The organism is Sutcliffiella deserti (assembly GCF_020037475.1).
Classification (GTDB): domain Bacteria; phylum Bacillota; class Bacilli; order Bacillales; family Bacillaceae_I; genus Sutcliffiella_A; species Sutcliffiella_A deserti.
The window spans coordinates 708,765-721,623 of record NZ_JAIQDB010000001.1 but is presented as its reverse complement, the minus strand read 5'-3'; the positions used below and the strand labels follow the sequence as shown (position 1 = coordinate 721,623).

Here is a 12,859-nt window from a genome sequence, read left to right as displayed (position 1 = left end):
CAGAAACATAGGAGGAATTAGTTTATGAAGAAGACCATATTTTCATTAGTAACAGCAGCAACAATAGCTGGTTCTTTCAGCTTAGGTTCAAATGCCTCTGCTGCAGAAGTAACTGTAAAAAAAGGTGACACACTTTGGGATCTAGCAAAAGTAAATAATATTTCAGTGGAGGAATTAAAAGATTGGAATAATCTCACCACTGACATTATCCATCCCGCAGATCAATTAAAAGTGGCACTTGCAGAGCTTTATGAAATCAACAGAGGGGATACTCTGAGTGGAATCGCCAAAAAATATGATGGAGTTTCAGCTCAGCAGATAGCAGAGTGGAATATGTTAGAAAACCCAAATTTAATTTATCCTGGCGAAACATTAGCCATTTACGTTAAAGGAAATACAAACCCTGTATTACCAGATGTACAGGAGGAAGAACCTGTTGTCGTTGATGCAGTAGAGGAAGCTCCGGTTGAGGCGCCAGTAACAGAAGCACCAGCGGAAGAACCTGTAACAGAAGCCCCAGCTGAGGAGCCGGTAACAGAGGCACCAGCAGAGGAACCTGTAACTGAGGCACCAGCGGAAGAACCTGTTACAGCAGCACCAGCTGAAGAAGCACCGGCTAATGAAGAAGTGGTGCAAGAACTTACTGTGACAGCTACTGCTTATACTGCTTATTGTGAAGGTTGTTCTGGAATTACAGCAACTGGGATTAACTTGATTGAAAATCCACACTTGAAAGTAGTTGCTGTCGATCCAAACGTTATACCATTAGGTTCTAAAATTTGGATAGAAGGTTATGGCGATGCAATTGCTGGAGATACTGGTGGAGCAATCAAAGGAAATAAGATTGATTTGTTTATACCAAATAGACAAGATGCACTTAATTTTGGAGTGCAAGAAGTAAGAATTAAAGTATATAATTAATAAGTTTTTAGAAAAGAGGCTGCCTTTGGGTGGCCTTTTTTTTCTGTAAGAAAGTATATTCTTGTTTTGGAGCAGGCGCGTACTAAGTACATGAAGAGCAGGAAAACAGAAGAAAGATGTACTAAAGGGAGTGAGCAAAGTACAGGTTGGGGTGGATGGGAAGTTTTAATTGAGGAGAAGGGTTATGTAAGGATGGGGAAGTGAAGCAATTGGGGCGCATTGGCTATAGTTTTTATAAAGTTTTTGTGGGTTTTGTTGAGGGGGGTTTAGTATGGTGAGGAGGTGGAATATAGAGAGGAAGGGAATTAATTATAAAAGGATGTTGATATAGTGGAGTCTTTGTCGTGGAGAAGTAAATTAGTAGATTGGTTAAGGGCAGGTTATATAAAGGAAAAGTGGTTGCCTATTCTTTTGGTTTTACTTGGTATGGGAATTAGTCTTATGGCTGGTGTTTTGTTTTTAGAGCTGGCCGAGGAAGTATGGGAAGAGGAAACATTCTTATTTGATCAGGTTATAATAGATTTTCTACATAAACAAGATTACGCATTGATCTACTCTAAGATGAAAGTGATTACAGAGGCTGGATCTGTATGGTTTTTAACTGTGGTTACCATCATTACGGTAGGAGTTCAATGGTTTAAGGTAAAAGACAAATGGAACATTTTGTTCTTTATTGTTGCCATAGGTGGTGGAGGTATTCTTATATCTGTACTAAAGTACGTGTTTCAGCGGCCTCGACCAACTTTAAATCCAGCATATGATGGTACTGGATTTAGTTTTCCGAGCGGACATGCCACAGGGAGTATGATTCTGTACGGATTTCTTATATATTTTATCGCACGAGGGGTTAAACTAAAGCTAAGTAGATATTTTGCTATTATATCCCTTTTAGTCCTTATTCTCTTAATTGGCATTAGTAGAGTTTATTTGAGTGTACATTTTCCAAGCGATATTCTTGCAGGATTTGCTGTTGGTACAATTTGGTTAATGTTTTGTATCTTTGCATTAGAGTTCGTGAAAATCTATAAAAGTAAAAATTTAAAGAAACATATTAATAGCTTACTTAAAAATAATAAACATATAAAGGACGAGAAAGGTTAAGGTTCCTTCTCGTCCTTTTTGGTTAGTTTTCCTTTTCTTTTTCAACCTCTTGTTTTACTTCTTTTTGATATTGTCTTAACAACTCGTTCTGATCCTCTGTGTGATATTCTTCCGTTAAACGAGAGAATAATTTTTCCCAAACAAGAGTTTGTTCATAAAGTTCACGGTCGTAACCATGATTTAATTGATAGACTGTTAATCCAAGCGCTTCCGCATAAGCTTTCTGTTGCGGGAAAATATCTTGATCTGGACCCTCTTCTATCCAATTGTCCAATTCTTCCTCTGTAACCATCACATTATACTGTTTTTCTGCAACAGCTAACCACGCAGTATTTAGTTCCTGATTCTCTTTCGCTATTTCGAGAGCTTCTTCCTTTGTTAGATCTCGTTTATTAGAAATTTTTTCATCTCCTAGTGCGCGTATTACCCATTTTTCCAACGATTCATCTTCAATATTCATCGATTTTGTCCGATTTACAATATCCTCAAAGATAAAAACATATTCTCCATAGCTAAGATCAGTTTGAGAGAACAGATTTTCTAACGGTGCTGTTTCATTAGTGTCATCATTTTGTTCCTGGCAAGCTGTTAACATTAATGGAGAGATGACGATAAAAAGAATAACTAACAATTTTTCCACAATAATTCACCTTTTTATTTTTTTCTTTTATCCTATCAATAAATGGATGTATGAGCAAAAATATAGATGGACGATTAGATTGTTTTCTAAGGCAAAATGTAATTTTTCAGGATGAAAGGAGTGCATCTGATGTTTAAATATATAAAATCTCATAAACTGGCTATGTCGATTAATCTATTGTTGCTATTTATCGTTGGATTGGTTGGGTATCATTTTTTTGATTTTGTTGAAGATGGGTCTCTTTTTTCTTCGACCACTCTGGCTTCCGTTCAAGAGATAGAGCATAAAGAATACGAGGAAAGTATCTTGTATCAGGATGGTAGAGAAGTAACAGCACTAGAAACATTAACGATTCAGCATAGCTATTTAAATGATATTACAGGGTGGGGTGGAGTAGAAACAGTGAATCTACGAAACTTAATAACATCTGATGAATGGAAAGAGTTAAAGGTATCTGTGAACTGGATGAAAGAAGAGGGATTTGCTCCCTCAAAGATATTAAATGATATGGAAAATGCTCATGGCTTGATTTTATTAGTAGAAAGAAATGGCGACCGAACCGCACTGAGGTATTTACACCGTATCTTTCACGATTTAGATGTTCATCTTAATGAAGTAAAAGAAGATAAGGGTGAAACAAATATCTGGGGTGTGACACATGCACTTGGCAACAATCGTGAAATAAGAAGAATTAATAATTATTTGAAGAAACATTTTTAAGGAGGACGATACGATTCGTCTTCTTTTTTTGTCATAAATTATTAGAAAAGTTTGAAAAAACAAAGGAATTTGTCCTTCTTTGTAGAATAGTTAGGGTGTATGAAAGGAGAGAAGGAGGAAGCGTTGTGAAAATCACTGAATTTATGGGGAATAAGGTCTGTACCCTCATGATGGAATCAGAGGGGCATAAAGTTCAAATTGAGTTTATGTTTTCTGTTCAACATCCAGAAATTCTTGACTACAGCTTTCGTATCAATGGTACCCCTTCCTTACTAACAAGAAATAGACTTAATAATCTAGCAGAAAAGAAAATGCAAGTTATCTTTGATCAACTTATACAAAATGTACTTTAAATTATTATGGGTCCTTCTAGCAAGGTCCTTTTTTTGTTTTTCCTGATTAAGAAAGGCCTATTTCAAAGCAACTAAGTTTTTCCCGTCTTTTAAAGGAGGAAAGCTTGTCCGTATTCACTGAAAAGTGAGATAATGTAAAAAGACAGATAAGGGGGAGAGGTTTATGGAGAAGACGTTAAATAACATGAAGCAATGGGATGAGCAGGATTCCTTAAAAGAATATCGTAATGAATTTTACATAAAAGATAAAACTATCTATCTTGATGGCAATTCACTTGGACTTTTATCGAAACGAGCGGAGCAAGCTTTGTTGAGCATGCTTGAGTCATGGAAAAATCACGGAATAGATGGATGGACTTCTGGAGATAATCCTTGGTTTTACTTTGCTGAAAGCCTTGGGGCGTTGAGTGCTCCTTTAGTCGGAGCAAAAAAAGAGGAAGTGACGGTAACAGGTTCGACAACAAGTAATTTACATCAGCTCTTGGCGACATTTTATGAACCAAAAGGAAAAAGAACAAAAATAGTAGCTGATGTGTTGAATTTCCCTTCTGACATCTACGCGATACAAAGTATATTAAAGCTTAAAGGCAATGACCCTAAAGAGCATCTGGTACAAGTTGATAGTGAAGATGGGAGAAACATAAGGGAAGAGGATATTATAAAAGAATTGTCAGATGAAGTAGCATTACTTATTCTGCCAACCGTCCTTTATCGAAGCGGCCAGCTTTTTGATATAAAGAAAATAACGGAAGAAGCACATAAACATGGAATACTTGTGGGATGGGATGGGTGTCATTCTGTAGGAGCGATTCCTCATCACTTTCATGACTGGGGAGTTGATTTTGCTTATTGGTGTAACTATAAGTACTTGAATGCTGGTCCTGGAGGAGTTGGAGCTTTATTTGTTCATGAAAAGCATTTAGGCAAAACACCAGGACTAACGGGCTGGTTTGGTTCTCAAAAAGAAAAGCAATTTGACATGGAACATACCTTTACCCCGGCACAAACAAGTGGTGCCTTTCAAATAGGAACTCCCCATATCTTTAGTATGGCACCGCTTTTAGGTTCTTTAGAGATGTTTAATGAAATTGGTATAGAAAAGATCCGCGAAAAATCACTTCATCAAACAAGAATTTTGATGGAGCTTATCGAGCATGAATTAAAGGATTTTCATTTTAATATTGCAAACCCAACAGAGGACAAGATTCGTGGCGGACATGTTAGTCTTGAACATGAAGAAGCAGCAAGAATTTGCAAAGCTTTAAAAGAACATGGAGTAATCCCTGATTTCCGTAAGCCTTCCATCATCCGCTTGGCGCCAGTGGCCCTCTATACAACCTATGAGGAGCTATACGAAACAGTTATGATTCTTAAGAAAATCATGCAGGAGAAGCTCTATGAAAATTATTCAAATGAACGCGGAGTAGTTGCGTAAGGAGGAAATATGAAAATACATGACATATCAAGAATCTTAAACAATCATACTCCTATGTGGCCCGGAGATACGCCATTTTCCTATACCTTGAATTGGAGTAAAGAGGAAACAGGATCTGTAAATGTAGGAAGCATTGAAATGAGTGTTCATACCGGAACACATGTCGATGCCCCATTTCATTTTGATAGCACAGGGAAAAAAATTGTTAACATGGATCTATCTGTTTTTATAGGACCGGCTATTGTGCTGGATGTTACAAATAAAGCTACAATTAGCTATGAAGATATAGCCCAGTCATTAAAAGCACATCCGCAGAAAAGAATTTTATTTAAAACAAATGCATGGAAGCAGGAAGATGAATTTCCATCAACTATTCCCACCTTATCTAAGGAAGTAATAGAACTATTAAAAGAGCTTGAGGTTCCATTAATAGGAGTAGACTTACCTAGTGTAGATAAGCTTGATAGTAAAGAGTTACCACTTCATCACCTTCTACTTGAAGCCAATATCTCCATACTAGAGGGAATCGATTTAAGGATGGTGGAAGAGGGCGAATACAAACTAGTAGCCCTTCCTCTAAAATTAGAGGATGCTGATGGTAGCCCTGTAAGAGCTATATTAATAGAAGAATAATGCAAAATGTATTAATAAAATAGGAGTTTTTCTTATGGGAAATACGGTTCTCACTGTTTCAGTAAGAAAGCTAGTAGAATTTGCAACAATGAGTGGCAGTATAGATTCTAGATTTGTTGGATCAAATATTATGCAGGAAGGAACAAAAACGCATCAAAGATTGCAAAATAGCAGAGGAGAAGATTATCAAAAAGAAGTTCACTTGGCAATGGACATGCCTGTAGGTGCATATGTACTGCATATTGAAGGAAGATGTGACGGGATCTATTCCAGAGAAAAACAAACCATCATAGAAGAAATAAAAACTACTTCCAGAGAGCTATCTACACTAACAGAAAAGGACTTTCCGTCGTATTGGGCGCAAGCTAAAATGTATGGATATATTTACGGCAAGCAGCAAAAGCTGGATCTGATTGATATTCATTTATTATTTGCCAAGCGAGATAGTCTTGAGGAAAGAACATTCATTCAGTCCTTTACACTAGAAGAACTAGAAAGTTTTGTTGAAACAACACTAGCAGAATATATGAACTTTATGCATCTGATAATGGAAAATAAGTATAATCGAAATCAAAGTATAAAAGAACTCTCCTTTCCGTTTCCGGTTTATCGCAAAGGTCAAAAAGATTTAGCTAAAGCTGTCTATAAAACAATCAAAGAAAAAAAGCGCCTGTTTGCTAGTGCTTCCACAGGAATAGGGAAAACCATTTCTACCATTTTTCCTGCTTTATTGTCCATAGAAGATGGCAAGGCTGAAAAAATAATGTACCTTACAGCTAAAACTGTCACAAGAACTGTTGCGGAAGATGCATTTCGATTACTTATGAATCAAGGTCTATCTTTTAAAGTCGTAACAATTACTGCAAAAGAAAAAATATGCTTTCAGGATGAAACCCGCTGTCAGAGGGAGTTTTGTTCTTATGCCGATGGCTATTATGACCGATTGAAAGAGGGCCTTCGTGAGATTATTAGTAACGAACAGTTGATAGATCGTGGTGTCATTGAAGCTTATGCACATAAACATCATCTTTGCCCTTTTGAATTTTCATTGGATATCGCAATGTATGCAGATGCAGTTATTTGCGATTACAACTACTATTTTAATCCAAAAGTAAAATTACAGAGATGGGGAGAGTTTCATAAAGAGTCGATTGTTCTTATTGACGAAGCTCATAATTTAGTGGACCGGTCCAGGGAAATGTTTTCGGCCGAAATAAGTAAGTCGCTTTATCTTCATGCGAGCAGAATCCTTAAAAGCGGGGACAATGTTTTATATTTGAGACTAAAAGCAGTGAATGACATAATGCTAGTCTGGAAAAAAGAGCTTATAGCGCAAGATACGTTTGTGATTGATGAAAAGCCTTCTCATCTAATCCCTTCTTTGACAGAAGCAGTGGAGGAATGCGAGCGTTGGCTTAAAGTGAATTCTTCTGGTACTGGTTATGAAGAGGTTCTTTCCTGTTACTTTGAAATGCAGTCCTTTATTCGAGTGATGAAGGATTATAATGATAGTTTTAAAACAATCGTAACCATTTATAAAAGTGAGGTTATGGTCAAGCTTCTTTGCCTGGATCCGTCTTCCTTATTACGTGCAATTACGAAAAAATCCTATGCAATCATTTTCTTTTCTGCGACGCTGCAGCCAATTGGATATTATCAGACCCTTCTAGGCGGAGAAAAGGACGATTATCATATTAAAATCGAAACTCCATTTGAACAAGAACAATTGAAGGTATTTGCGAGTTCTATATCTACAAAATACAAAGATCGTGAAGCGTCTATACCTTCCATCGTAAAAACAATCATTTCCACTTTTCACTCACGAAAAGGGAATTACTTAGTGTTTTTTCCATCTTTTGAGTATATGCTTCAAGTGTATGAATCCTACAAAGCCATAGTCCATCAAGAGAATGTTCACACCATCGTTCAAGAACCAATAATGACAGAAGATGAGCGAGATCGTTTCTTGCGCTTTTTTTATCCGCGAAGTGAGGATACCTTAATCGGATTTGCAGTTCTTGGCGGCATATTTTCAGAAGGCATTGACTTAAAAGGGGATCGCTTAAACGGAGTAGGAATTATAGGCGTAGGACTGCCCAAAATAAATTTAGAAAGAAATGTAATGAAAGATTATTTTCAAGAAAAAGGCTACAATGGTTTTGATTTTGCGTATGTCTATCCTGGTATCAACAAAGTCCAGCAGGCAGGTGGAAGGTTAATCAGGAGTGAAGAAGATACTGGATTTATCTTATTAATAGATGATCGCTATTTTTCGTCGAAATATAACTCCCTGCTCCCAATGGAGTGGAAACCAGTTCAACCTGTAACATTTAAATAATCATTTAATATAAAATTTAACAATTTCTTCATGTTATATCAATAATAATTGGCTATGATAACTAATAAATAAACTTATTAGGATGATGGCTCATGAAAGGAAAAATGCAAAAAGGCTTGGAACTGCAACGGGACTATTATATAAAAAAACTTCTGTTAATAGGAGTATACGATTTAGTTATTTTAGAGGGCATGACAATCAGGGAGTTAAGTGAAGAATATCATTACTTTTATTATGATATCCCTAGTAAAAAACTCACTCCCAAAAGGGAAAATAAAAAGGAGGCATAGTCTCATACAGAGACTATGCCTTATCAATGCCGAACATATTCTTTTTTTAACTCTTCCTGAGCGTTATTTTCTATATGAAGGGTACGAGTCGGGAAGGCGATTACGACACCTTCTTTTTCTAATACTTCCATAATTTTAAAATTAATATCCTCTTTAACCTCTAAATAATTCGCCCACATGACAGTATTGGTGAAAAAGTAGATAAATACGTTCAGACTACTATCGCCAAAGTTATCGAAACGGACCATGATAGTATCTTGATGAACCTCAGGATGGGCTTGGAGCATTTGTTCAATACTGCGAACGACACTTTCCAAGCTTGCTCTTGAGGTGTTATATTGAAGACCTAACTCAAAAGTAATTTGACGCTTTCCCATTTTAGACCAGTTCGTGATCGGCTCATTCGATACTGTAGCATTTGGTACCGTTACGATTGCTTGAGCAAAAGTACGGATTCTGGTGCTCCTGAACGATATATCCTCGACCACACCTTCTACACTTGGAGTTTTTACCCAGTCTCCCATTGTAAATGGTTTTTCGGTTATAATAATAAACCCACCCAACAGGTTTTTTAACGTTTCCTGCGCAGCTAAAGCGAAGGCCAATCCGCCTAAACCTAGACCTGCAACAAAACCACCTACATTATAATCCCATTCTTCTAGCACAATACTTAATGCTAAAGCGATTAATATGAAACGTAATATCTTTGTGATAAAGGGCATAACAATTTTATCCACTTCAAAATCCAGCTTAGTAGTTAATTTGGAGAACAGGATTGAGGAGGAAGGAATAAAATTAAATAGTCCCCAAGCAATTAGAATGATAACGGATGATCGCATCAAACTAGACAACGTAGTAGGCTCTATTATTTCAAATGGAGCGGTCCTTAAGGCAAAATAGATTCCTAGAATAACAAAAAATGTTCGAACAGGCTTATTAAATGCTAATACAATATAAGTGAAAAGATCGGTAGGTGTTTTTTGAGAAAATGCCAAGATGATTTTGAAAAAATATTTGGTAAAGAGCTTTCTCCATAAAAGAAAGAGAAAAAGGATAAGAAGGGATCCGCCAAAATCCATCCAGAAAGTAATATCAGTCCAAAAATCATAGGTGAAAGTCTCAGTAAAGCTATTTATTATTTTGTTCAAAGGTGCAAACCTCCTGTGAATAACTCCATTTGAAAACAAGTAACGTACTATCAATCTATTATAAAGCCTTATGATACTATGTAATCTTCTAAATTTCAATTCGCAGAAACAGTGGAATGTTTTGCGAACAGTAAATGTTTTTGTAGAATTCTGACTAATAAAGTGGTAGTATTTTACTATATTATTTCGGATTTCGTTAAATAGGGGTGTAGCCATTGGGATTCACATGGAAGATTACGAAAACGTTACTGTTTTTTCTATTCGTAGCAATACTTTTAATTTTAGCAGTTTTATTCCCAAGGTCACCGGATATTGCTGTGCATGGAAAGGCAATGACCGTGGAGTATGGATATGAATTTTCTTGGAATGCCTATAAACATAATATATCCATGTTTATTCATGATGTAAGGGAAAATGGAACGTTGGGATTTACAAGATATGATAACCCTGCAGAAGAAGAGATACTGTTACATATGAAAAGAAGCTTGAAGGTTATCGTTACCGCCTTTATTATTACTCTTATTTTTGGAATCTTAAAGGGGATTTATGATTTTTATGATCGTTGGAATGGATGGAATATCTTTGGAAAAGGTATGACTTGGCTGTTACAATCCATCCCTGATTTTTTCCTCATAATTTGCTTGCAATGGTTAATTATCTTTTATCTTCCGTTTATCAGGATTTTTGGACATGATCATTGGTATAGTTTTTTACTGCCAGCCTTTTTAGTATCTTTATATCCAATGTTATATATTGCAAGAATCACTTCAACAGCTTTAGGAAGTGAAAAGGGAAAGCCATATATTCAGGTTGCACGCTCGAAAGGTCTTTCTGGAAAAAAAGTCTTATGGAAGCATATGCTACGGAATAGTCTTTATCCCATACTTTCCAACCTGACTGCAGTGATGCTATATTTATTATCCAATTTACTCATAGTAGAGTATCTTTTGGATTATCGGGGAGCAGCGTTTCGGATGTTCCAAGCATTTGATGTAAGTAAGGCAATATCAGGAAATAATAGGTTTATAGATGAATCAGGATTAATTATTGGGTTTGGTCTAAGCTTTATGATCATTGTATTAATATCACAAGTAATTACACTCTTTATTATGAAAAAAGTAGAACCGAGGTAGGTGAAATCATGAATCGGAACTGGACATTAATTATAGGTAGTTCTTTTTTAATTTTCTTAGTGCTGGTAACACTTATTGGCCCGTTTTTACCCTTTATTGATAATGTGCTAGAAAGCAGGCGGGTGGTGTTTACTGAAACAGGAATAGAGACCGCACCGTTTGAGCCCTCTGGAAAACATATCTTTGGTACTGATCGAGAAGGAAGAGATATCTTAAGCATTATTGTGGTTGGTGCGAGGGATACCCTTATGCTGATTTTTGGAATAACTCTTATTCGCTATTCAATCGCGATTATGTTAGCTCTTTTGTCAGTAAATAAAAAAGGGCCGGCAAATTGGGTTTTACAGGGATGGCATCAGATTTTCTCTGCATTACCAGTTATTTTTTCTGCCATTATCTTGCTCAATCTACCTATCTTCGTATTTAATGAACATCGTTTTTTATGGGCAATAGTCATTTTGGCTTGTATTGAAGTAGGAAGGGTAGGTACCGTTCTCCAACACCAGTTTTACAAAATAAAACAAACCCCATATGTAGAAGCAGGAATTACAGTAGGTGTTTCTTCCTTTACACTTTTCACCAAGTATTATCTTCCTAATACCCTGCCAGAAATAATTGTACAGTTCTTCTTGGATTTAGGTAGAATTGCTTTATTAATTGGTCAGCTTGGTATATTCAGTATCTTCATCTCACAGGAATTTGTACAACTTTCCTATGGATCAGGTGAAATACAAAACACCAGCTTTAACTGGGCTACCTTATTAGGTCAAGCAAGAGGAGATGTTATCCGATCTTTTTGGATTCCATTCTTCCCAGCCCTAGCACTGGCATTTACTGTATTCACTTTTAATGTTTTTGGAGAGGGGTTAAGAAAACATTTCCATCGATTAGAATCATCATGACTGTCGAAATTACTCGACAGTTTTTTCTTTGTTCATTAAAATAGATAGGGTGTGCAATAAGTTGAGTTAGGAGATAAAGAAATGGCAGCAAAGCAAAAACCACTAAAAGATCTGACTCGAAAGTTACCAGTTTGGTTTATCGGAACAGCATTTATATTATTGATTGCAATAGCTGCAAAATTACTTGGTGAAGTGTTTCCAACGGTAGGAGGAGTTATATTTGCACTCCTAATAGGAATAATTCTACGCAATAGCTTTAAGTTAAATGAGGTTATTGCTCCAGGTATTCATTTTGTTGTGAAGAAACTTTTAAAGTTGGCAATTATTCTTTTAGGTGCAACCTTAAGTATACAAAGTATCTTAGAAATTGGAACACAGTCCATTACTGTTATATTGATTGTAGTGATAGGCGGGATTTTTGGTACCTTGCTAGTAGGTAAACTGTTAAAAATTGATAATATACTCAGTCTTTTAATAGGGGCAGGTACAAGTATCTGTGGTGCCACGGCAATTTTTGTTATTAAAGGAGTAGTTTCTGCAAAAGAAACGGTAACAGCCTATGCAATCACCACTATCTTCTTTTTCAATATAGTAGCAACCCTGTTATATCCTTGGGTCGGTCAATGGCTACAATTAACCACGCTACAATTTGGTATTTGGATAGGGACTACTATTCATGATACTTCGTCTGTCGTGGCTGTCGGGTATTTGGTAGGTGACGAAGTAGGAGAGATTGCAACAACTGTGAAGCTTGTTCGTACGTTGTTTATTATCCCGCTTGTATTGGCTATTACTTTTATATTGGTTAACAAAAGTAACGAAAATAACGTCAAAAACAGCAGTGTAAAAAATGCCTTTCCTTTATTTATTATTGGATTTCTTATTATGAGTATATTCTATTCTGTTGGAGTGATACCTGAAGCCTTTAGCAGTATGCTTGGGTCTTTTGCTAAATTTCTGATTGTCATGGTGATGGCAGGTGTTGGGTTACAAGTGGAGTGGAAGAAGTTTCGAACATTAGGCTTTAAACCTTTTCTTGCTGGTTTCATCGCTTCCCTGTTTGTGGCGGTTGTGAGTTTAGTGTATGTGATATTTTTGATTGATTGATTATGCAGAACATCCATATTTATGGATGTTTTTTTGATGGGGGACTTTTTGTAAACTCCCTGCTGCTTTGCGTTTCAGGTGTTCGCTTATCCAAGTGCGGTGCGGGAGCTTCCTTGGCTATGTTTGTGATTATAAGTT

General features: G+C 36.4%; 13 protein-coding genes. 11 read left to right on the top strand and 2 right to left on the bottom strand.

All coding sequences use genetic code 11. The features are described 5' to 3' along the window. Positions 1-24: 24 nt before the first annotated feature. Complete coding sequence (locus tag K9B36_RS16955) at positions 25-921, top strand: LysM peptidoglycan-binding domain-containing protein (protein WP_317889852.1); 897 nt, start codon at positions 25-27, stop codon at positions 919-921. 330 nt (positions 922-1,251) lie between these two features. Further along, on the top strand, positions 1,252-2,022 hold the full coding sequence (locus K9B36_RS03495; protein WP_223700609.1) for a phosphatase PAP2 family protein: 771 nt from the start codon (positions 1,252-1,254) through the stop codon (positions 2,020-2,022). A 22-nt stretch (positions 2,023-2,044) separates the two neighbouring features. Here K9B36_RS03495 and K9B36_RS03490 read toward each other — a convergent pair whose 3' ends face one another. Continuing rightward, positions 2,045-2,662, bottom strand: coding sequence for a hypothetical protein (locus K9B36_RS03490; RefSeq protein ID WP_223700608.1), 618 nt, complete (start codon positions 2,660-2,662; stop codon positions 2,045-2,047). 129 nt (positions 2,663-2,791) lie between these two features. On the opposite strand from K9B36_RS03490, the gene K9B36_RS03485 reads away from it, so the two are divergent. The 6 genes from K9B36_RS03485 (at position 2,792) to K9B36_RS03460 (ending at position 8,431) form a co-directional block, all read left to right on the top strand. Then, entirely contained in the window at positions 2,792-3,382 is a 591-nt protein-coding gene (locus tag K9B36_RS03485) for a hypothetical protein (protein WP_223700607.1), read from the top strand. Between the two features lie 125 nt (positions 3,383-3,507). Next, positions 3,508-3,735, top strand: a complete 228-nt coding sequence (locus K9B36_RS03480; protein WP_223700606.1) for a hypothetical protein — start codon at positions 3,508-3,510, stop codon at positions 3,733-3,735. Between the two features lie 163 nt (positions 3,736-3,898). After that, on the top strand, positions 3,899-5,170 hold the full coding sequence (gene kynU / locus K9B36_RS03475) for a kynureninase (protein WP_223700605.1): 1,272 nt from the start codon (positions 3,899-3,901) through the stop codon (positions 5,168-5,170). Between the two features lie 9 nt (positions 5,171-5,179). Further along, positions 5,180-5,803 (top strand): arylformamidase, encoded by a 624-nt coding sequence (kynB, locus tag K9B36_RS03470; RefSeq protein ID WP_223700604.1) that lies wholly within the window; start codon positions 5,180-5,182, stop codon positions 5,801-5,803. Positions 5,804-5,837: 34 nt separating this feature from the next. Continuing rightward, on the top strand, positions 5,838-8,141 hold the full coding sequence (locus tag K9B36_RS03465; RefSeq protein ID WP_223700603.1) for an ATP-dependent DNA helicase: 2,304 nt from the start codon (positions 5,838-5,840) through the stop codon (positions 8,139-8,141). A gap of 92 nt (positions 8,142-8,233) precedes the next feature. Continuing rightward, positions 8,234-8,431 carry a stress protein gene (locus K9B36_RS03460; RefSeq protein ID WP_223700602.1) on the top strand — a complete coding sequence of 66 codons (198 nt, stop codon included), beginning with the start codon at positions 8,234-8,236 and terminating at the stop codon, positions 8,429-8,431. 23 nt (positions 8,432-8,454) lie between these two features. On the opposite strand, the gene K9B36_RS03455 is transcribed toward K9B36_RS03460, so the two are convergent. Continuing rightward, entirely contained in the window at positions 8,455-9,579 is a 1,125-nt protein-coding gene (locus K9B36_RS03455) for a mechanosensitive ion channel family protein (protein ID WP_223700601.1), read from the bottom strand. 215 nt (positions 9,580-9,794) lie between these two features. Between K9B36_RS03455 and K9B36_RS03450 the strand changes: the two genes are divergently transcribed. The 3 genes from K9B36_RS03450 to K9B36_RS03440 all read left to right on the top strand — a co-directional run bounded on the left by K9B36_RS03450 (position 9,795) and on the right by K9B36_RS03440 (position 12,721). Beyond that, on the top strand, positions 9,795-10,712 hold the full coding sequence (locus K9B36_RS03450; RefSeq protein ID WP_223700600.1) for an ABC transporter permease subunit: 918 nt from the start codon (positions 9,795-9,797) through the stop codon (positions 10,710-10,712). An 8-nt stretch (positions 10,713-10,720) separates the two neighbouring features. Beyond that, positions 10,721-11,614: an ABC transporter permease gene (locus tag K9B36_RS03445; RefSeq protein WP_223700599.1), complete on the top strand. Its 894-nt coding sequence runs from the start codon at positions 10,721-10,723 to the stop codon at positions 11,612-11,614. Positions 11,615-11,695: 81 nt separating this feature from the next. Continuing rightward, positions 11,696-12,721: a YeiH family protein gene (locus K9B36_RS03440; RefSeq protein WP_223700598.1), complete on the top strand. Its 1,026-nt coding sequence runs from the start codon at positions 11,696-11,698 to the stop codon at positions 12,719-12,721. The last annotated feature ends 138 nt before the right edge of the window (positions 12,722-12,859 follow it).